The organism is Micromonospora tarensis, assembly GCF_016803395.1.
In the GTDB taxonomy this organism is placed as follows: domain Bacteria; phylum Actinomycetota; class Actinomycetes; order Mycobacteriales; family Micromonosporaceae; genus Micromonospora; species Micromonospora tarensis.
In genome coordinates this window covers 33,250-54,106 of sequence record NZ_JAEVHL010000014.1, presented here as the reverse complement: position 1 = coordinate 54,106, position 20,857 = coordinate 33,250, and the positions used below count along the sequence as shown (strand labels likewise).

Annotated in this window: 16 protein-coding genes, 2 pseudogenes and 1 riboswitch; of the genes and pseudogenes, 8 read left to right on the top strand and 10 right to left on the bottom strand. The window is 71.2% G+C overall.

From position 1 onward, the window contains the following. Positions 1-93: 93 nt before the first annotated feature. The 5 genes from JM949_RS05500 to JM949_RS05480 form a co-directional block, all read right to left on the bottom strand. Positions 94-1,122: a zinc-dependent alcohol dehydrogenase gene (locus JM949_RS05500; protein ID WP_203147351.1), complete on the bottom strand. Its 1,029-nt coding sequence runs from the start codon at positions 1,120-1,122 to the stop codon at positions 94-96. Beyond that, positions 1,119-1,937 carry an ATP-binding cassette domain-containing protein gene (locus JM949_RS05495; protein ID WP_238432633.1) on the bottom strand — a complete coding sequence of 273 codons (819 nt, stop codon included), beginning with the start codon at positions 1,935-1,937 and terminating at the stop codon, positions 1,119-1,121. The genes JM949_RS05500 and JM949_RS05495 overlap by 4 nt, the downstream gene beginning before the upstream one ends. Beyond that, on the bottom strand, positions 1,937-2,989 hold the full coding sequence (locus JM949_RS05490; RefSeq protein WP_203147350.1) for an ABC transporter substrate-binding protein: 1,053 nt from the start codon (positions 2,987-2,989) through the stop codon (positions 1,937-1,939). Before JM949_RS05490 ends, JM949_RS05495 begins: the two co-directional genes overlap by 1 nt. Positions 2,990-3,029: 40 nt before the next feature. Continuing rightward, positions 3,030-4,037 (bottom strand): ABC transporter permease, encoded by a 1,008-nt coding sequence (locus JM949_RS05485; protein ID WP_203147349.1) that lies wholly within the window; start codon positions 4,035-4,037, stop codon positions 3,030-3,032. A 548-nt stretch (positions 4,038-4,585) separates the two neighbouring features. Beyond that, on the bottom strand, positions 4,586-5,464 hold the full coding sequence (locus JM949_RS05480; RefSeq protein ID WP_203147348.1) for an amidohydrolase family protein: 879 nt from the start codon (positions 5,462-5,464) through the stop codon (positions 4,586-4,588). 423 nt (positions 5,465-5,887) lie between these two features. Further along, positions 5,888-5,959, top strand: a riboswitch (cobalamin riboswitch). Between the two features lie 57 nt (positions 5,960-6,016). Here JM949_RS05480 and JM949_RS05475 point away from each other — a divergent pair. Genes JM949_RS05475 through JM949_RS05465 form a run of 3 tightly spaced genes read left to right on the top strand, consistent with a single transcriptional unit; the run spans position 6,017 to position 7,574 of the window. Next, the gene (locus JM949_RS05475; protein ID WP_203147347.1) at positions 6,017-6,220 is read left to right on the top strand and encodes a CbtB domain-containing protein; all 204 of its coding nucleotides are present in this window, start codon (positions 6,017-6,019) and stop codon (positions 6,218-6,220) included. After that, complete coding sequence (locus tag JM949_RS05470; protein ID WP_203147346.1) at positions 6,211-6,981, top strand: CbtA family protein; 771 nt, start codon at positions 6,211-6,213, stop codon at positions 6,979-6,981. The genes JM949_RS05475 and JM949_RS05470 overlap by 10 nt, the downstream gene beginning before the upstream one ends. Further along, positions 6,978-7,574 (top strand): histidine phosphatase family protein, encoded by a 597-nt coding sequence (locus JM949_RS05465; protein ID WP_203147345.1) that lies wholly within the window; start codon positions 6,978-6,980, stop codon positions 7,572-7,574. The genes JM949_RS05470 and JM949_RS05465 overlap by 4 nt, the downstream gene beginning before the upstream one ends. Positions 7,575-7,648: 74 nt before the next feature. Here JM949_RS05465 and JM949_RS36515 read toward each other — a convergent pair whose 3' ends face one another. After that, positions 7,649-8,014: an MFS transporter gene (locus JM949_RS36515; RefSeq protein ID WP_407664694.1), complete on the bottom strand. Its 366-nt coding sequence runs from the start codon at positions 8,012-8,014 to the stop codon at positions 7,649-7,651. A 590-nt stretch (positions 8,015-8,604) separates the two neighbouring features. Continuing rightward, positions 8,605-9,150, bottom strand: a pseudogene (locus JM949_RS36510) (MFS transporter); the annotation flags it as partial. Between the two features lie 208 nt (positions 9,151-9,358). Between JM949_RS36510 and JM949_RS38970 the strand changes: the two are divergent. Continuing rightward, complete coding sequence (locus tag JM949_RS38970) at positions 9,359-9,979, top strand: TetR family transcriptional regulator (protein ID WP_203147344.1); 621 nt, start codon at positions 9,359-9,361, stop codon at positions 9,977-9,979. A 90-nt stretch (positions 9,980-10,069) separates the two neighbouring features. On the opposite strand, the gene JM949_RS39570 is transcribed toward JM949_RS38970, so the two are convergent. From JM949_RS39570 to JM949_RS05445, 3 genes and pseudogenes are all read right to left on the bottom strand, one after another. Beyond that, positions 10,070-11,167: a PKD domain-containing protein gene (locus JM949_RS39570; protein ID WP_407664693.1), complete on the bottom strand. Its 1,098-nt coding sequence runs from the start codon at positions 11,165-11,167 to the stop codon at positions 10,070-10,072. Between the two features lie 1,200 nt (positions 11,168-12,367). Continuing rightward, positions 12,368-15,408 (bottom strand): annotated as a pseudogene (locus JM949_RS39565) (GH92 family glycosyl hydrolase); the annotation flags it as partial. 553 nt (positions 15,409-15,961) lie between these two features. Then, on the bottom strand, positions 15,962-16,852 hold the full coding sequence (locus JM949_RS05445) for a glycoside hydrolase family 19 protein (RefSeq protein WP_203147343.1): 891 nt from the start codon (positions 16,850-16,852) through the stop codon (positions 15,962-15,964). A gap of 411 nt (positions 16,853-17,263) precedes the next feature. Between JM949_RS05445 and JM949_RS05440 the strand changes: the two genes are divergently transcribed. The 4 genes from JM949_RS05440 to JM949_RS05425 all read left to right on the top strand — a co-directional run bounded on the left by JM949_RS05440 (position 17,264) and on the right by JM949_RS05425 (position 20,855). Continuing rightward, positions 17,264-18,289: a polysaccharide deacetylase family protein gene (locus JM949_RS05440; RefSeq protein WP_203147342.1), complete on the top strand. Its 1,026-nt coding sequence runs from the start codon at positions 17,264-17,266 to the stop codon at positions 18,287-18,289. A gap of 95 nt (positions 18,290-18,384) precedes the next feature. Then, on the top strand, positions 18,385-18,567 hold the full coding sequence (locus JM949_RS05435) for a hypothetical protein (protein WP_203147341.1): 183 nt from the start codon (positions 18,385-18,387) through the stop codon (positions 18,565-18,567). Positions 18,568-18,717: 150 nt separating this feature from the next. Then, positions 18,718-19,320, top strand: a complete 603-nt coding sequence (locus JM949_RS05430) for an acetamidase/formamidase family protein (RefSeq protein ID WP_203147340.1) — start codon at positions 18,718-18,720, stop codon at positions 19,318-19,320. A gap of 116 nt (positions 19,321-19,436) precedes the next feature. After that, positions 19,437-20,855, top strand: coding sequence for a WGR domain-containing protein (locus JM949_RS05425; protein ID WP_203147339.1), 1,419 nt, complete (start codon positions 19,437-19,439; stop codon positions 20,853-20,855). Positions 20,856-20,857: the final 2 nt, after the last annotated feature.

Sequence of the window (20,857 nt, the reverse complement as noted above, 5' to 3'; positions counted from 1 at the left end):
GCAGGATGTCCACCGGTCCCGCCGCGCTGACCTGCTCGGCCAGGCGCGCGCCGGTCACCATCGCCGTCCGTCCGGTGAGGTCGAACAGGCCGCTCATCCGGCACCCTCCCGCCAGTCCAACAACACCTTCATCACACCGCCGCCGCCCTCCAGGGCGGTGAAGGCGTCGGTGACACCCGCCACCGGCAGCACCCGGGAGATCAACTCTTCGGCCGGGACCACCCCCGCGGCGACCAGCCGGATCGCCTCGGTGACGTCCCCGCGCTGGTACAGCCGCGCGCCCAACAGCTCCAGCTCGCGCCAGAAGAACCGGTGCAGGTTGACCGGACGCGGTTGCGGGTGGATGGCCACCATCACCAGTCGGCCACGGGTGGTCAGCACGTCGACCGCCGTGCCGACGCCGGCCGCGGAGCCGGACACCTCGAACGCCACGTCGGCACCCGCGCCGCCGGTCCGTTCCTCCACCAGCGCCACCACGTCGGTCGTCCCCGGGTCGTGGGCCTCGATCCCGATGCGCTGCGCGACCGACCGGCGGAACGCGTCGGGCTCCACCAGCAGCACCCGGGCGCCGGCCGCCCTGGCCACCACGGAGACCAACACGCCCACCGGGCCGCCGCCCACGACCACCACCTGCTCGCCCGCGGCCACCCGCCCGCGCCGTACGTCGTGCACGGCGACCGCCACCGGCTCGACGAGCGCGGCATGGTCCAGCGGCAGGTCGTCGGGGAGCGCCAGGACCAGGTCCGCCGGCACGGTCCAGGACGACTGCATGGCGCCGGGTGAGTCGATGCCGAGGAAGTCCATGGCATGGCAGATGTGCGAGTTGCCGCCCCGGCACGCGGCACACCGCCCACACCGACGGGTCGGCATGACAGTGACCGGTTGACCGACCGTCCAGCCGCTCACCCCCGCACCGACGGCGGCGATCCGACCGGACATCTCGTGGCCGATGACCGCCGACGCGCCCACCCGGGCGTCCATGTCACCGTGGAAGATGTGCAGGTCCGTGCCGCAGATCCCGGTGTACGCCACCGCGATGCGCAGCTGCCCGGGGCCGGGCGGCTCGGGGGCGCGGTCCACCACGGCGAGATCGCGCGCGCCCCGGTAGACGACGGCGGTCACCGCCCGTCCCGATCCGTGCCGGCGCTTCCGGTCATCGCCGCGACCAGGTCGTCGGTGCTGACCTCGTCCGCGCGCAGTTGGGCCGCCCGCCGGCCGAGGCGCAGCACCTCGACCCGGTCGGCGATCTCGAGCACCTGCGGCATGTTGTGGCTCACCAGCACCACCGACATGCCGGCGTCGCGGGCCCGCCGGACGACGTCGAGCACCCGCCCGGTCTGCACGACGCCGAGCGCCGCGGTGGGCTCGTCGAGGATGACCACGTTTGTCGCCCAGATGATGGCACGGGCCACCGCGACACACTGCCGTTGCCCACCGGAGAGCATCGCGATCGGGGTGGTGACCCGAGGAATCCGCACACCCAGCTCGTCGAGGGCCGCCGCGGCGCCCTGCCGCATGGCGCGCTTGTCCAACAGCCCCAGCCGACCGAGCGGCCCGGAGCGCAGGATCTCCCGCCCGAGATACAGGTTGGCGGCCACACTGAGGTCGTCGGCGACGGCGAGATCCTGGTAGACGGTCTCCACCCCCGCCCGCCGGGCGTCGACCGGAGTCGCGAACCGCACCGGCCGACCACCCACCAGGATCTCGCCCTCGTCCGGCGGGTGCACACCGGAGAGCGTCTTGATCAGGGTGCTCTTGCCGGCGCCGTTGTCACCGATCAGCGCGACGACCTCGCCCCGGCGAACGGTGAAGTCGGCACCGCGCAACGCCTCGACGTGCCCGAACCGCTTGACGATGCCACGGGCTTCCAGGACCGGTGGTTCCCCGGCGGACGGCGACTCGTCGACGTCGGCGCTGGCCGTTGGAGTGGTGGCCATCACTGCACCGGAGGGTTGGCGCAGCTGGGCTCGAGCACCGCCTTGATCTCCGCCGAGTCGATGTTCTCCTTGGTGACGAAGGTGACGCCGGTGTCGGCCGATGCCAGCGGGGCCTTGTCCCGCAGGTGCTTGACCATCTTGTCGACGCCGAAGTAGCCCATCTTGAACGGGTTCTGCACCACCAGCGCGGAGATCTGGCCGCTGCGCAGCCCGGCCACCTCGTCCGGGGCGGCGTCCCAACCGATGATGACCACCTTGCCCGACTTGCCGGCCGCCTTGATGGCCTGCGCGGCACCGAGCACGCTCGGCTCGTTGGCCGCGAAGATGCCCTTGAGGTTGGGGTTGGCGGTGAGGATGTTCTCGGTGACCCGCCGTGCCTCGTTGACGTCACTGCGGCTGGGCTGCTGGCCGACCAGCTTCAGGTTGGGGAACTGGGCCAGGCCGGCCTTGAAGCCGTCGACCCGCTCGGTGTTGGTCTGTGATCCGGGCTGGAACTCCACCAGGGCCACGTCGTGGTTGCCCGGACCCAGCTCCTTGGCGAGCAGCTTCGCCGCCTCGGTGGCCGACGCGCGGTTGTCGGTGGCGAAGAGGGGCACCCCCGACGGCTGCGGGCTGGTACCAGAGTCGATCATCGCGACCGGGATCTTGGCGGCGAGCGCCTGGTCGGTGGCGGGTGCCAGGGCGCTGGAGTCGGTCGCCGCGTAGACGATGCCGTCGACCTTCTTGGTGACGAAGTTCTGGATCAGGTTGACCTGACCCTCGACGTCGGTCTCGGCGGTCACCCCGTCCCACTGGACGGTCACGTCCCCCGCGCGTTGCGCGGCGCACTCGGCGCCCGCCTTCACCGTGTTCCAGTAGTCGGCTCCGACGGCCTTCGGCACGACGGCCAGCTTCAACTGACCGCTCGCCTCCTTGGTGGCGCCGTCTCCGCCGTCCCGGACCTCGACTCCGCCGCAGGCGCTGAGCAGAGCGGTGGCCGCGACGGCGGCCAGGACGGCCTGTGCGCGCAGGAGGGGCTTACGCGCCCGCCGGCTGGTGGTGGTGTGTGCCATGGTGGGTGTCCTTCCTCGTTCGGACTCGTGGAATGGCATGTCAACCCCGTGATTCCAGCCGCCGGCGGCGGTACTGGTCGAAGTAGACCGCGGCCCAGATGATCACGCCGACGATCACCTGCTGGTAGTGGATGCTGATGTCGAGCAGGACGGCGCCGTTGCGCACCAGGGCGATGAGGAAGGCGCCGATGATCGTTCCGACGATCCGGCCCTGACCGCCGAACAGGCTGGCGCCGCCGATGACCGCGGCGGCGATGACGTCGAGCTCCAGCGAGATGCCGTAGTTCGGCTGCCCGGAGTTGACCCGGGAGGCGGCGATCATGCCACCGAGCCCGACCAGCACACCCGCCAACACGTACACCCCGGTCAGGTGGCGACCCACCCGGATGCCGGAGCGGCGGGCGGCCTCCAGGTTGGAGCCCATCGCGTAGGTGTACTGACCGAAGCGGGTCTGGGAGAGCAGGAAGGCGACCCCGACGGCGACCAGAACGGTGATCACGACGGCGAACGGGATGCCCATGATCTCCCCGTTGCCGAGCAGCTGGAACGAACGGGGCAGACCGTAGACGCCGACCGCCCCGGTGATGATGAAGACCAGACCACGGCCCACCGACATCGTCCCCAGCGTCGCGATGAACGGCGGGATTCTCGCCGCGGTCACCAACAACCCGTTCAACAGCCCGGCCAGGGCGCCGACGCCGATCGCGACAGCCGTCGCCGCCCAGAGCGGGAAGCCCAGGTCGCGCACGACCATCGCGCCCAGCACGCCGGCGAGCGCCGCCACCGATCCCACGGACAGGTCGATGCCCTTGGTGATGATGACCATCGTCTGCGCGGTCGCGATGATGGCGATCACCGCCGTCTGCGCGCCGATGTTGAAGAGGTTGTCAGTTGTCAGGAAGTAGGGACTCGCGAAGGTCAACGCGACGAACAGGACGACCAACGCGGTGGCGGCGGTGAACTCGGAGACGGCGTGGGAGATCCGTTCCCGTAACCAGTCACTGAGTTCGCCGCGCTGCGCGTCGGCGGGTGCCTCGACGGTACTCATCGTCGGACCTGACCTCCCCAAGCATGGGGCCGGCGCGCGGCGGGGACTCCGCCGGCGAGCCAAGCACCTGTGAGCAACCGAGCCTCCTCGGTGGGAACGGCCCTGGACGGGAACCCGCCCCACGATGGAGATAGATCGGATGTTTCCCTTGATCAGGCGTTACCATGCCATGCATCCACGCGTGTTGCCAAGGCCTTACGACCATGTTTTGTCATCGTTACCGGAGCCGCCACACGCATACGTCTGATCAAACCGGCACAACTGCGGCCGGGCGACCCGGGCCCGTCCGGTCCGGCCGGGTCAGCGGACGCCCGACCGGCCACGATCCACACTGGCCCGGCGAGAAGTGGCATGCCGCGCAACCGGTCCGCCGCGAGCATGTTATCGATAACACGCTATTCCTCCACAGGGGTCCGTGGGCCCGGTCGGTTGCTCCGGGCCGACCCACGACGGCCCACGTTCGACCGCCCGCGCCGGTCACCCGACGGATCGACGCCCGCCCGGCGACACCCGCCCGGCCGGCGGCGAACCCACGAGCCCGCGCCGGGTCACGACGCCGCCAGCCGGTACGCCCGACCGGCAGTGCCCCGCCAGATCGCCGCACGCTCGTCCTCGCCCAGCGGGCCCAGCAGCTCGGCGAGGCAGGTCAGCCAGCGGGAGTACGAGGTGGCGAGCAGGCACACCGGCCAGTCCGAGCCGTACATCAGCCGGTCCGGGCCGAACACGTCGAGCGCGTGCTCGACGGCGGGCCGCAGGTCCGCCGGCGTCCAGGGCGCCCCGCTCACCTCGGTCACCAGGCCGGAGAGCTTCGCGGTCGTGTTGGGCTCGGCGGCAAGCGCCCGCAGGTCACCGGGCCAGTCACCGAGATCGGCCCGCCCGAGTGGCGGCTTGCCGAGATGGTCCAGGACGAACCGCACCTGGGGTAGGTCGCGGACCAGCCGGGTGGCCGCCGGCAACTGCTGATGGCGTACCAGCAGGTCGAAGGCGAGGCCGGCGGCACCGACGGCGGCGATGCCCCGCCGAACGTCGGGACGGTCGAGGTACCCCGGATCGGGCTCGGACTGGACCAGGTGACGGATTCCGACGAGCCATGCCCCGCCGCGCGCCTCCCGAAGCCGGTCCAGGCGCTCGGCGACATCGCGGGCGGTGAGGTCGACCCAGCCGACGACCCCGGCGACGAGCGGGTCGTCGGCGGCGACGCCCAGCAGCTCGGATGTCTCCGAGCGGACCGCGACGGACTGCACGACGACGGTCTGGGTGACCCCGACCGCCCGGGTCTCCGGCGCGAGTTCGACAAGGGTGAAATCCCTGTCGATCGCGGCCATGGTGGACGGGTCGATCCACGGCTGCGGATGCCGCGCCCGGACCCAGAGGTGGTGGTGCGCGTCGACGATGCCGGGCCGAGACGGGACAGCACCGGTCGTCATCGGACCCACCCTGGCACGTTCCCGTCCACCTGACACTCCGCTCAGCCACCGGTCGCACGTCCGGGACGACCCGTGCCTCCGACCCGGACTGGCAGATTGACCATGTTAGCGGTAACAGGTTGACCGCGGGGCGCAGAAACACCGGCGGGGACCGAGGCATCGTATCTTTTGGCCTCCTCAGGTCACGACCGCTGACCGATCCCCCTTGTCCTCGCGGGGAAGGTGCCAGCAGGACTGGCTTTTGGTCTGATGATTCGACCGACAGTGCGGACGCCGACGCCGCGAAGCCGGGCAGCGGCGGGCCGCGAGGATCCCACCCGAGGCGTCCGATATCGACGATTGGAGATGTACGCGCCCGCGAGGCCGGGTTGACCGCCCGAGGCGGCACCGATACCGTCAGGCCACTATCTGCGGCGACGCGAGGGAAGCCGGTTTGATTCCGGCGCGGTCGCGCCACTGTGAGCGGCACCTCCATGGGGCCGCGAGCCAGGACGCTCGGTCGTCCGCAGCCTTGCGATGGGGACGCGTCATCCCTGGAGAGGTTCGTGGATCATGTCTAGCTCCGCTTCCACCCAGCCCGTGGTACACCCCGCCGGCACCGCCCGTCTGCTGTGGACGGTCCTGGCGACCGTCGCCGTGCTCACCCTGCTGGCCTACCTCGTCGCCTTCGACCAGGGGGCGGTGTCGCGCAGCGGGACGTACCTGCACGAGCTGATGCACGACGGTCGGCACCTGCTGGGTGTTCCGTGCCACTGACCACCACCGCTCCGCCGTTCTTCGCTGTCCTCGTCCGCGGCCTGCTCGCCGGTCTGGTCGCCGGTCTGCTCGCCGGCACATTCGCCTATGTCGCCGGCGAGCCGCGGGTCGAGGCGGCCATCGCCATCGAGGAGGCGGCGACCCACGCCGAGCCTGCCGCCGGCGCGCACGACCACGAGGACGCCCTGGTCAGCCGCAGTGGTCAACGCGGCGGCCTGTTCCTGGCCACCGGGCTGTTCGGTGCCGCGATGGGTGGTCTGCTGGCCACGGCGTACGTCCTGCTGTCCCGTCGGCGGCGCAGCTACGACGACGGTCGCTCGGGCCTGTCGCTGGCCGGCGCGGCGCTGTTGGGCGCGGTGATCGTGCCGTTCCTCAAGTACCCGGCGAACCCACCGGCGGTCGGCGACCCGGCCACCATCAACCAGCGGACCGTCACCTACCTGCTGATGGTGGTGCTCGGCCTGGTGGCGGTGTGGGCGGGCTCGTTGGGCTACCGGTCGGTCGGCGCGCAGGCGCCAGCGTGGCAGCGCGCGGCCGCAGCCGTGGGCGGGTTTCTGCTGGTCGCGGCAGTGTCGTACGTGGTGATGCCCTCCTTCCAGGAGGTTCCGGCGAACTTCCCCGCCGCCCTGCTGTGGGACTTCCGGCTGGCCTCCCTCGGCACCCAGGTCGTGCTCTGGACCGGGATCGGCCTGCTGTTCGCGGCCCTGATGCACCGCGAGTGGCGACGCCGGTCCGGCACCGACGCACTGCGGAGCACATGACCGCGACCAGCCTCCGGCTGGTCGCCCACGCGCACACCGCGGCTCTTCGCCGGGCCCGCTTCGGCGCACCAAATGACGGCTTGGACGAGGGCGGCCGCCGGGCCGCCCACGCCCAGGCCCACGCCGGAGCGGGACGGGGTGGGCCGCTCGGCGTCAACGACACCGTCCAATCCAGCCCGGCGGCGGCCGCCACCCAGACCGCAGAGCTTCTCGGCCTGCTGGCCACCGTCGACGCGGTGCTGGCCGACTGTGACTACGGGGACTGGACCGGACGGTCGTTCGAGGAGATCGCCACCGAGCAGCCGCAGGCGCTGCGCGAATGGATGTCCGACGTGGACCGCGCGCCGCCGGGCGGCGAGTCCGTCGCGTCGGTGCGGGACCGGGTCGGTCGCTGGCTGGACGAACGGCGCGCCGCTGGTCAACGGATCATCGCGGTGACCCATCCCCTGGTGATCCGGGTCGCGCTGGTCCACGCCCTCGACCTGCCGTTGGCGACGTACCGGCAGCTGGACGTGGAGCCGTTGGCCATCGTCCGACTCACCAGTCAGGGTGCCCGGTGGCAGCTACGACTGAGCCCGCCGCCGGCGGGGTGACCGCCCCCGCCAAATCGGCGGGTCAGGCTCGGGCCACGTCGCACCGGATGGGTGGACGCGGCCCGAGCGTCCGCTCAGTGGTGGCGGTGCGGCAGGTGTAGTTCGACCGGCTCGGGCGGGAGGTCGTCGACACCGGCGGCGACCGCCTGCTGGTGACGCCGACGCGCCGAGGGCAGCGCGAGCGCGGCGAGGACGGCCAACACGGCGACGCCCGCGCAGACCCAGAACCCGGTGGTGAACGCCGCGTCGGTGGGCAGACCCTGAGGGGTGCTGTGCGAGGTGATGACGGCCGCGACCACGGCCGCGCCGATGCTGCTGCCGATCGTCCGCGCGATGGTGTTGACGCCGCTCGCCTCACCGGTCTGGCCGGCCGGGACGCTCTCGATGATGGCGTTGGACATGGCCGCGAACGACAGCCCGATGCCGGCGCCGGTGAGCACTCCGGAGAGCAGCACCTGCCAGGTCGCGCCGTGGGCGAGGGCCGGCAGCACGAACGCGACGACGACGCCACCGCGCCGAGGAACATCGGGACCTTGGGACCGAAGCGACGGTCCAGCAGACCGGCGAGGGGGCCGAAGATCACCATCATCAGGACGGTGGGCAGCAGGAACAGCCCCGCCTGCGACACCGTCTTGCCGAACCCGTACCCGGTGACCGCAGGCAGTTGGAGCAGGGTCGGCACCAGCACGAACGTGCCGAACATCGCGAAGCCGAGGATCAGGGCGACCAGGTCGGTGGCCCAGACACCGCGGATCCGCATCAGGCGCATGTCGATGAGCGGCTCGCGTACCCGCAGCTCGACCAGGACGAACGCGACCAGCGCGAGCACACCGAGCACGAACAGACCGATGGTCCTCGTCCCCACCCAGCCCCAGCCCTGCCCCTTGCTGACGGCCAGCAGCAGCGACACCAGCGACACCGACAGGATGGCGGCGCCGAGCATGTCGAGCCGGCCGGGCGTGCGGACCCGGGACTCGGGCATCCCGAAGACGGCCCCGAGCAGCGCGACGACGACGAGGACCAGCGGCAGCCAGAACAGCCAGTGCCAGGACAGGTGCTCCACGATCGGGCCGGCGGCGACGATGCCGACGCCGGCGCCGACACCGAAGATCGCCGAGAGCAGGCCGACGGTGACGCCCACCTTCTCCCGGGGCAGTTCGTCGCGGACGATGCCGATCGACAGGGGCAGGATCGCTCCGGCCGCGCCCTGTAGGGCCCGCGCGACGATCAGCACGCCCAGGTTGGGGGCCAGGGCGGCGAGCAGGGTTCCCGCCGCGAGGGCGGCGAGGACGCCGATCAGGACCCGGCGTTTGCCGACCATGTCGCCGAGCCGGCCGAGGATGGGCGTCAGCACGGAGGCCGCCAACAGGTACGCCGTGAGCACCCAGCTGATGTCTCCGGTGGAGACGCCCAGGTCTCTCGCGATTGTCGACAGCGCCGGTGCCACCAGCGACTGGAGCACCGCGAACGCCAAGCCGCCCAGCGACAGGTACAGCACCAGGAGGGTGCTGTTGGCGCGCGGGGTGGCGCTGGCCGGGGAGCCGGCGTGGGCCGGCTCCTGGATGGTCTGGGTCATGGAATCCCCGAGGCTAGATGTAAACGCTTGCTGACTTACCCAGTATGCTTACTCCCCGGCGGGGCGGGATCAGCGGCTGGAGGTGCGGATAGCGATATACCTCACAGGTGCGGATCTGGCTGCCCGATTGATCGGCTGAGGGCGGCACTGTGACCAGCAAGCCACCGCGAGGAGAGGACGCGTCGTGACCGCAGAACGGCCTGCCCCCGTGAGCAGCGAAACCGTCCCGGCCGCCAGCGCACCGGCCCGCCGTCGACGCCGGGACGCCAGCCAGACCCGGCAACTCCTCCTCGACGCCGCTCGCCGACGCTTCGCCCGCGACGGCTACGCGGCGACCACCGTCCGCGACATCGCCGACGACGCGGGCGTCAACGTGGCGCTGATCAGCCGCTACTTCTCCTCCAAAGAGGGCCTGTTCGAGGCCTGCCTGCGGGCCGCGGGCGACGAACTGCGCCGGACGACCGGCCAGACGCCGGCCGACCAGGTGCCCGAGGCCATCGCCCGGCACATCGCCGGCCTCGGCGCGGCGGGGCTGTCCAGTCAGCTCGCGCTGCTGCTGCGCTCCTCCGGCGACGCGGCGGCCGACGAGATCCGGCGCGGCGTCCTGAGCCGGTCCAGCGAACAGTTGGCCGCGGCCAGAGGGTGGCGTCCCGACGAACCGGGCAGTGAACAGACCCTCCTGCGCGCCCAGATGGCGATCGCCGCGGCGATCGGGGCCGCGGTCCTGCGGTCCTCCTCGATTCAGCTGGAACCGCTGAGTTCCGCCACCGAACAGGACCTCGTCGGGCCACTGCGCGACCTGGTCGACGCACTGCTGCCGCCGGCTTGACGACGGCCGGGAGCGTGCTCGTGCCCGGACACGGCCGTGGGCGGGCCGTGTTCACGGCCCGCCCACGGCGGCGCTGCTACCTCCCCGGTGCTACCCGGTGACGGTGAACGGTCGGGACACCTTCGTCGCCGACGTCGCACCGGTCAGCGTGACGCTTGTCGCGCCCGGCTTCGCCGGCCCCGGAACGCTCACCGTCGCGCCGGAGAGGACGCCGTCACCATTCGCGCGCACGGTGCTGACCGCCAGCCCGTTGCCGAAGACGACCGTGACCGCCTCGTTCGGTGCGAACCCGGAACCGTCCACCGTGATCGACGTTCCGCGCGGCCCCGAGGTGGTCGTCAACACCATCCGTGGCCGGTAGGCCGGCGCCTGGACCTGCTCGGTCACCCGCACGGTGGCCGTGGCCGGGACACCCGAGGAAGCGCCCGTCGCGGTGACGGCGTACCGGCCCGGTTGCGCGTTCCCGGAGGTCGGCACCGAGGCGCGGACCGTTCCCGTCGCGGAGGCCACGACCTTCGTGGTCCGGCCCGGGTCGGTGCCGACGCTGACGGTCACCTGCTCGCCGGCGGCGAACCCACGGCCCTCGATGGTGACCGCGCCGCCGGTGCGGACGGTGCCGGCCGCGGCGAGCGCGATCGCCGGCTGGGACCCGCCGCGTTCCACAGTCACGGTGAAGGACCCGGTGCTGCTCGACAGCGTGTCCCACACGGTGACCCGCACGGTGTAGGTGCCCTCGCGCGGGTAGCTGTGCTGCCCGCTCATCGCACCGGACGCGCCGATCGTCACGTCCTGCGGAACCGTGCCGTCACCCCACTGGACCCGGGCCCGGTAGCCGGTCGTGCCGGGAACGCCGCCGTTCACCGAGCCCAGGTTCGCCGTGAGCACCTGCCCGGCCTTCGCCGTCTGGTCCTTCGCAGCGACGGTGGTCAGCGCCGGGACGGGCGTGCCGTCGTTGGCCACGGCGAACACGTGGATCCGACCAGCGGTGCGAGGGTCACCGGTCTGCGTCGGCAGGGTCACCGACACCAGCGTCTTGCCCGCCGGGATCTGGTACGGCGCGGTGGCGAACAGGAACGGCTGCGCGCCGTCGCGGCTCGTGCCGTGCAGCCGGTACGCCGTCCTGGCGACGATGACGTTGCCGTAGGAGGGGGTGCCGTTGGCGTTGCCGCCCAGCGTCCAGTCGCTCATCTCGATCGGGATGCTGGCGGTGCTGCCGTCGCTGAACGTCGCCGTGCCGGTGGTGCTCTGGTTGCCCTGCGTTCCGGCGCCGACGAACGAGATGCTGGTGGCGTCGTCCGGCAGGTCGAGAGCGACGGTCGCCCCGTTGCCGGTGGCGTTGTCCGGCTGCCCGGCCGGGATCACCGGCAGCGTGAACCGCAGCGCCGTGCCCGGCACCTGCTGTTGCTGGCCCGGGGTCACGCCGGCCGCCGCCAGCGCGGCCCGCGAGTACGCCCACGTCTTGGCGTCGCAGTCCGCCGCGAGGACGCTCTCGTCGCCGATGCAGACGCTGTCGAACGCGGCGCTGAGGCCGGACGTCGGGGCGTACCCCACCTGGACGCCGACCGTCGCGGAGCTCTGGCTCTCGCCATCGGTGACCATGACGTTCGCCTGGTGGTAGCCCGGCGTGGCGTAGGTGTGCGACCCACCGACCTGGTAGACGGCCCGCGAGCTGGGCGTCACGGTGCCCTCGGTGACCGGCGTGCCGTCACCCCAGTCGATGGTGGCCCGGTAGCCGTCGGCGTTGCCGCCGGTGACGGTGGCCAGCGGCACCGAGACGGGCGTGCCGTTCGTCGCGTGCACGTCGGTCGCGGCGGTCACCGCGATGTCGCCGCCGCCCAGGTCGAGGTCACCGCCGGCGAGCAGCTCAACCTCGGCGAGGGTGGTCCGCTCGGCACCGACGGTCCTGGTGACGGCGAGGCGGAACTGCGCGAACCGGCCCGGCTTGTCGATCTGGTACGGCCGGGTCTGGTTACGCCACGGGAACACCTGGTCGGCGCGGGAGTCGACGGTGGTCCAGGTGATCCCGTCGTTGGAGCCCTGCAACCGCCAGTCCGCCGGATCGCCCGCGCCCGCCCCGGACGTGACGGTGTAGTGCCTCGGCTGCTGCTTGCCGGCGCGAGACGCCCAGGTGACCTGCGGGGTCGCCGAGGCGAAGGTGAGCTGCGTGGTCGACGAGTCGTCGAACAGCTTCGAGGCGTCCTGACCGCCGGTGGCGGTCGCGGTGCCGAGACCGGGGCCGGTCACGTCCTGCAACGGCTTCGGCGTCTCGTCGCCAGTGGTCAGCGACGGTGGCGCGTCGTTCCTGCCGGTGCCCCAGGACGACGGGCGGGGGCCCATCTGGAAGTCGATGGTGCCGCCCCTGGCGAGCGCGGCCACGTCGAGGGAGAGGCCGCGCTGCTTCTTGCCGTTGACCTTCACGTCCTGCACGTAGACGTTCGTCGTGCTGTTGTTCGGGGCGTTGACGACGATGTCGCCGCTGCTGCGCCGCACTGTCATCCTGGTGAACTGCGGCGAGCCGATGGTCCACTCCGACGAACCGGCCTGCAGCGGGTAGATGCCCAGCGAGCTGAGGATGTACCAGGACGACATCTCGCCGTTGTCCTCGTCGCCCAGGTAACCCTGGCCGATCTCGCTGCCGACGTAGAGGCGCCGCAGGATCTCCCGCACCGTCGCCTGGGTCTTGGCCGGCGCGCGGCGAAGTTGTACATGTACGGGATGTGGTGCGACGGCTGGTTGCTCATGCCGAGCTGACCCATCCGCACCGCGCGTGCCTCGAGCATCTCGTGGATGACGCCGCCGTACCCACCGGGGCGGTCGGCGTTCTCCGGGGTGCTGAAGAACGTGTCGAGCTTGTCCCGCAGCGCCTGCTGCCCGCCGTAGAGGTTGGCGAGGCCCCGGCCGTCCTGCTGTGCGGTGAACGCGAAGTTCCACCCGTTGGTCTCGGTGTAGACGCCACCCCAGTCCAGTGGGTCACCGGCGAGGAAGCTGCCGGCCGCGTTCCGGCCCTGGAAGAGCTTCGTCTTCGAGTCGAAGAGGTGGACGTAGTTGCGGGCCCGTTCCAGGAAGTACCGGGACTCCTCCTGGAGTTGGGCGCGCCGCGACTTCGGCGTGGCCGGGTCCTTGGCGAGGGCCGCACCCATGTTGCCGATGCCGTAGTCGTTGATGAAGCCCTCCAGCGCCCAGGAGACCGACTCCCCGGTGGAGGTCGGCGTGTAGCCGAGGAACAGGGACGTCTCGATGCCCTTGCGCCCGACCGCGCCGCGTCCGGACGCGACTGTCGCGTCCTTGACGGCCGCGTCGTACGCCGCGAGCGGGTCGGGCAGCTTGACCCCGGTGAGGTACGCCTGGGCCAGCGCCACGTTGGCGCTGGTGCCGGTCATCAGGTCGGCGTAGCCGGGGGACGACCAGCGGGCGATCCAGCCGCCGTCACGGTAGTGCTGGACGAACCCGTCGGAGATCTTGGCGGCGATGTCCGGATACAGCAGCGCGTAGGCGGGCCACACGGTGCGGTAGGTGTCCCAGAAGCCGTTGTTGACGTAGATCTGGCCGTCGACGATCTTCGCGCCGGTCCGGGTGGGGGTGGACGCGCCGGTCGGCGCGGAGACCGGGCTCGCGTACTGCCAGCGCGGTGCGGCGGCGGTGCCGGTGTTCTCCGACTGCGAGTTCGGGTAGAGGTTCAGCCGGTACAGGTTCGAGTACATCGAGACCAGCTGCGCCTCGGTGGCGCCCTGCACCTCGACCCGGCCGAGCCGGTCCTGCCACGCGGCCGTGGCGGCGGCGTGAACCTGGTCGAAGCTCTTGCCGGTGACCTCCAGGTCGAGGTTGCGGCCCGCCTGCTCGACGGAGAGGAACGACGTCGCGAGCCGCAGCGTCACCTCCCGGCTCGTGGTGGTGTCGAAGGTGGCGGTCGTCGCGGTGGACGCGGTCGGCGCCCGGTCGAAGGCGGCGGAGACGAACATCCGGCTCCGGCCGGCGGAGAGCGGGCTGCCGTTGTCGACCCAGCCGGTGAGGGTGCCGTCCGGGCCGATGGTGAACGTGCCGTTGTGGAAGACGAGGCTTCCGGTCGCCGACCCGGTCGGGAAGGTGAACCGCATGATCCCGGCGTGGTCGGTGGGGGTCATCTCCGCGACCAGGCCGTTCTGCAGCGTGACCCGGTAGAGATCCGGCTGTGCCGTCTCGTCGTCGTGGCGGAAGGCGAGCGCCCGGCTGGCGGGTTCACCGGTGAGCGGTCCGTCGCCGACGACCGGCATGACCGACATCTGGTTGCGGTCGCCCATCCAGGGGCTCGGCTCGTGGGAGATCGCAAGGCCCTGCAACATGGGCAGGTTGGCCTCGTTGTTGATCCGGTGGTACTCGTACTCCCAGGAGTCGGAGGTCGCGTCGGTCACCGGGGTGAAGAAGTTGAAGCCGTTCGGCAGCGCGGTGATCGGCAGGTTGTTGCCGCGGGAGAAACCGCCCGTCGAGTTGGTGCCGCGCCGGGTGTCGACGTAGTTGGTGAGCGTGGAGCCGTCGATCGTCGGTGGCGTGGCCGCCAGCTCGATGTCGTCGAGCCACCCCTGGAACCGGGTCTCCCCGGTGGCCTGCGGGTTGTCGTAGGAGAGCAGGATGCGGTCGATCGTCTTGCCCCGCGCGACGGTGCCGAGGTCGGCCTGCACCAGGTTCCACTGGTCGGCGAAGAGCACCTTCGACGCGCCCTGACCGGCGCCGGTGAGCGGGTAGCCGTGCTGGTCGGCCGGCGAGCGCCCGCTGAGGTAGCTGCCGTCGGTGAAGTGCAGGTCGACGGCGGCGTAGGTGGACGGGTACCGGGAGTCCCCACCGGTGTACTCAGGGAAGATCTTGTACGACAGTCGGGTCTTCGGCCCGACCGGCACGTTGACGTCGAACAGCTTGTTCGTCGCGTACGCGCGGCCGTTGCCCTCCGCCCCGCCGGAGTAGCGCAGCGCGGCCAGTCCGGTGAAGCCGACGTCCGGCTTGGTGGTGTAACCACCGTTCGGGCCGGCGGCGGTCTCGCTGATCATCGGCGTGGCCGGCGGACGGGTGTCGGAGCCGTCGCTGATGTTCCAGTCGGCGAGTTGCAACAGGGAGTCGCCGGAGTTCGCGGTGATGTTCAGCCGGTAGTAGGCGTAGGCGTTCGGGTTGGTGAAGCTGTACCTGTTGGTGACGAACCGGCCGCCGAACTTTTCGCCGGATCGCTTGTCCAGGTCGGTCCACGAGGTGCCGTCGGTGGACCCCTGCACGACGAAGTCCCTGGGGTCGCGGGTCGGCGCGTCGTTGGCCGAGGTCAACGAGTAGCGGGCGACAGTCACGGGCTCGGCGAACCGGTAGGTCACCCAGCCGGTGCGCTGGAACACGAGCCACTTGGTCGACGAGTCGTCGTCGGCGAGGTTCGCGGCGACCTCCCGCGGCTGGTTCTCGTCGCTCGCGGTCACCGCGCTGACCTGCTTGAGCAGGCTGCCGGGCAGCGTGGTGACCGCACCGCTCAGGTTGGCCTGGATCGGCTTGCCGTTCGCGCCGACCTGCACGGTGTTGGTGGCCGCTGGTGGGTCGGCCGACTCGAACGATGAGGTGAAGCCGCCGGGCGTTGCCGGGGTGGGGGCGGCGTTGGCCAGGGGCGCGCGACGAGCAGGCCCAGCGGTAGCAGGGCGGCTGTGGTCGCGGCGACCAGGCGGGGAGAGAGGGGGCGCGCAAGGGGGGTATGCGACATGAGGGACGGAGCCTTTCGACTCGAACCGGGTCGAGTGCGTCGAACGTCTGGGCAGAGTGGAGCGTGTGGTGGTGCCGGATCGGGCCCTGACATCGTTGTCATACCGGTTGGCGGCCAACGAGGGTCGGGGCGGTGAACTGTTCGCTGATAGTTGCGGGCACACCACCGCCGTGTCAACGGGTAGACGCGTCGGGGTCGCTGCGCGGCCCGGTCGTCCGCGCCGACGGTGCCGGCCGGGCCTCGACGCGCGCGGTGGCGTACGTCGAGGCGGCCCTCGATCAGCAGTAGAGGTTGGCTCCGGCGGACACCCCGAGGATGCCGACGAACTGTTGGTACCTGGTGACGCGGCTCTGCACCTGGGCGGGGTTTCCGCCGTTGCACTCGATGGAGCCGTTGATGCTGCGGATCGTCTGACCGAACCCGGCGCCGTTGACCATCGCGTTGTGGGCGGTCATGGTGCCCGGCCCGTTCTGGGTCATCCAGTACCAGATGCCGGTCTTCCAGGCCACCGCGGCATCGGTCTGCACCAGCCAGGGGTTGGTCAGCAGCGGCAGGTTGAGGGCGTTGCCGGCGGCGTTGTAGTTGAAGTTCCAGCTGAGCTGGATCGGCCCGCGCCCGTAGTAGGCGGACTGACCGGCGGGACAGCCGTAGGGCTGGCCGGGGTCACAGTAGTGCGGGTAGTTGGCGGTGTTCTGCTCGACGATGTGCACGAGCCCACCGGTCTCGTGGTACACGTTGGCCAGGAAGGCGGCGGCCTCCTGGCGCTGCACGGTGGTGCTGCCGGTCCGCGCGAAGGCCGGGTAGGCACTGAGCGCGGCGACCAGCCCGGCGTACGTGTAGAAGGAGTTGCGGCCCGGGAACATCTGGTTGAACTGGGCCTCGGTGACCACGAAGCCACCCGGGTTGGTGGGCGGGGTGGTGCCGCCCCCGCAGGCTCCCAGGTCCTCCCAGACGCCGGTCGTGCCCGGTGGCGCCTCGTTCTGGGTCCACCACTTCGCCCGGTAGTTGCGGCCGCTGTGGGAGACCCGTGCGTCTCCCCAGTAGACGGCCGAGGCCTGCCACGGTGCCGAGCAGTCCGCCGCCGACGCGGCGGTGGGCGGGATCACCGCGACCAGTCCCCCGGCGACGATCAGTGCCGCCAGCGCGACCAGCGCGCGCAGTTTCGTCATGCGATCACTCCTTCCTGAACCCTGTCGGCCGAGAGCTCAGCCAGACATCGAAGGAAGTGACTGTAACACTATCTGTTCACAACCTTTACTATTCGCCCTCGCGACACTCGGAACAGCCACCGGCACTTCCGGTCTTTTTCCGGATCTCCGGCCGCCAACTGTTCACGCTCACATAATTGGCCCGCACCCCTCACCGGGTCTTCGTGCCTGACGAGCACCGAATCAGCTCCCCCTGATCCGTTCCGGAGCAGTTCCGGAACTTGTTGACGCGTGAGAAATCCCGCTGTAATACTCCGATCCATCGAGGTCGATGCGATCGACGTCGGGTCAGAACCTTCCCACCACCACACCTGTCCGGACGGTGCCGCCCGCCCACCGGGGCGCGTCCGGGCCTGCGAGAAGGGGCACCAGATGAACAGACTCTTCCCCCGCACGGCCCTGTGGTCGAGGCGGCTGCGGGCGGTGCTCGCCGTCCTCGCCACCGCCGTCGCGATGTGCGGCGTCGTCCTCGCGGCCACCTCGACGCCGTCGAGCGCCGCCGCCTGCAACGGATACGTCGGGCTCACCTTCGACGACGGCCCGACCGGCAGCACCAGCGCGCTGCTGAACGTGCTGCGCGCCAACGGCGTACGGGCCACCATGTTCAACGTCGGGCAGAACGTCCAGAACAACAGGTCGGCCGCGCAGGCACAGGTCAGCGCCGGCATGTGGGTCGCCAACCACAGTTGGAACCACGCCCACATGACCTCGATGAGCCAGGCGCAGATGCAGTCGGATCTGTCCCAGACCAACTCGGCGATCCAGTCGGCGACCGGGGTCCGGCCGACGCTGTTCCGGCCCCCCTACGGGGAGACCAACTCGACGCTTCAGTCAGTCGCGTCGTCGCTCGGTCTGCGCCAGGTGATCTGGGACGTGGACTCCCAGGACTGGAACGGCGCGAGCGTCAGCCAGATCGTGTCCAACGCGAGCCGCCTCCAGGCCGGTCAGGTCATCCTCATGCACGACGGGATTCAGAACACCCGCGACGCGATCCCCCAGATCATGGCCAACCTGACCAGCCGCAACCTGTGCCCCGGCATGATCTCGCCGTCCACCGGCCGGGCGGTCGCGCCCGACGGCAGCACCCCGCCGCCCGATGGTGGCACCCCGCCCCCGTCCGGCGGCAGCTGCACCGCGACCGCGACGACCACGAACGTCTGGAGCGACCGGTACAACACGTCGGTGACGGTCAGCGGCGCGAGCACGTGGACCGTGGTCGTGGTCCTCACCTCACCGCAGCGGGTCTCCACCATCTGGAACGGCACCGCCACCTGGGACAGCAGCGGCACCGTCATGACCATGCGCTCCAACGGCAGCGGCAACACCTTCGGCTTCACCACGATGACCAACGGCAACAGCAGCGCCCGTCCGCAGATCCGCTCCTGCACCTCCGGCTGACCCCGCCGGACCGAGTCGTGCGCGGCGGGTGCGCCCGGCACCCGCCGCGCACCGGGCGGCCTGTCCCGCGGCTCGGACGCCGCTAGCCTGCACTGATGCGACACTCCCTCACCCCGGGCGAGGAGAGCCTGCACGGCCACTTCTCCCCCGATTTCCCGCCGGTGCTCACCATCGACCCCGGCGACACCGTCACCTACCGCACCCTCGACTGCTGGTGGTCGGCCGGCCCGTACACCGGCGGCCCGAATCGGGACCGCCCCCGGGTCGCGCAGCACTGACCCGACCACGGACACGCCCTGGTCGGTCCGGTCGCGGTCCGCGGTGCCCGCGCCGGTCACACCCTCGCGGTACGCATCGACGCGGTCATCCCGGCCAGCTGGGGAACCACGGTGGCCGGCGGCTGGCCGAGTGGTTTCAACGAACGCTGCGTGCAGGAACAGCCGGTGGTGCACGCCTGGACGCTGGACCCGGTAGCCATGACCGGCCGCAACCAGCACGGCCACACCGTGGCGCTGCGCCCCTTCATGGGGGTGCTCGGCATGCCGCCGCCGGAACCGGGGCGGCACTCGACGATCCCGCCGCGCCGCTGGGGCGGAAACCTGGACTGCAAGGACCTCACCGCCGGCAGCACCCTCCTGCTGCCGATCCCGGTCGACGGCGCGTTGTTCTCCGTCGGCGACGGGCACGCCGCGCAGGGCGACGGTGAGGTCGGCGGCACCGCCATCGAATGCCCGATGGACGAGGTGACGCTGACCGTCGACGTCCGCGACGATTTCCCGGTCGACGGCCCGGTCGCCCGCACCCCGGACGGGTGGCTGACCCTGGGCGTCGGCGCGTCCCTCGACGAGGCCACGTTCCTGGCACTCGACTCGATGCTCACCCTCATGCAGCGGTTGCACGGCCTCAGCCGCCCGGACGCGGTGGCGCTGGCCAGCGTCGCGGTCGACGTGCGGGTGACGCAGATCGTCAACCAGACCGTCGGTGCGCACGCGGTGCTCCGCGACGACGCGCTGCGCTGGCCGGAGCCGTGATCGGCACCCGCGAGCCGCTGGGCGGGCCGATTCTGTCGGGGGCGGTGGTTAGCGTGTGGTCACTGTCGCCGCGCCGGCCAGACCGCGCCGATCGCTGACCCCCTCGGAGGCCCCCCATGTCCCAGGAGACGACCTACCTCGAACTGTCCGAAGTGGACGGTGCGCACAAGTTCTACGAGGTCGTGGTCGACGACGCCACCCTGACCGTGCGCTACGGCCGGATCGGCGACCAGGGGCAGGTCAAGACGAGCGGCTATCCGGACAACGCCCGGGCCCGGGCCGCGGCGGCGAAGAAGATCGGGGAGAAGGTCCGTAAGGGCTATGCGCCGGCGGTCCCCGGCGTCCGACAGAAACGCGCCGTGTCCCGGCGGCAGATCGTCAGCACCCGCTCCACCGCCCGCACCGCCCCGGTGCTCTGGCGCTACGACTCCGGCGCCCCCGCCTTCGGCATCTTCGTCGACGGGCAGCACTGCATGGTCGGCAACGAGCACGGCGTGATCACCACGCTCGACCACGACGCCCAGGTGCGCAGCCAGGTCCGGCTACCCGACGGGGTGAAGTGCATCGTCGCCGACGACGCCTGGGTCTACGCCGGCTGCGACGACGGCAACGTCTACGACCTCTCCGGCAAGGTGCCCCGGGTGGCGTACGCGATCGCCCCGGAGATCGACATCTACTGGCTGGACATCCACGACGGGGTCCTGGGCGTCTCGGACGCCGACGGCGGGATCACCGCCGTCGACCACGAGGACGAGTTCCTGTGGCGTAGGCCCGGGCGGGGGCGCTCGGCCTGGATGGTGCGGTGCGACACCGACGCCGTCTACCACGGCCATTCGCAGGGTGTGACCGGCTACGAGTGGCGCACCGGGCGCGAGTTGTGGCACACCAGGACGGGCTCGGTGCTCTTCGGCTGGCAGGAGCACGGCAGCGTGTTCGCCGGCACCGGCACCCGCGAGGTGGTGCGGCTGTCCAAGGCGGGCCGGCACGAGCGCAGCTACCGCTGCGACGCCCCGGTCTTCTCCTGTGCCACCGCCGAGGGCGGCCGGTTCGTCTTCGCCGGCGACAGTCAGTCCTCGATCTACTGCTTCGACGCGGACGGCACCCGGCTGTGGAAGCTCGGCACCGGCTGCGGCTCGGCGTATTCCATGCAGTACCACGACGACCGGCTCTACGTGGTCACCACCGGGGGCCACCTGGCCTGCGTCGACGCGAGCGAGCCGGCGATCCGCGCGGCCCAGGCCGGCGACGTGCCGCAGGTGCGCGACATCAAGGCGCCCCGCGAGGCGCCCAGGCCGGTGGAGCCGACGATCGTCGAGGTGACCAGCGACCTGGGTGGCGGTGTGCTGGTGCAGTGCCTGGACGACCGGGGCCGGTTGCGGGTGCAGGTGCTCTCCGACGGCTTCCGACGGGACTGGTCGGTGCAGTTCCCCAAGGGGATCCGCGAGCCGGGCGCCCGCTACCTGGTGACCGAGGTGCGCGAGTCCAGCCGGGGCGGGTTCTACCGGGCGTATGGCGACATCCGCCGGCTGCGCTGAGC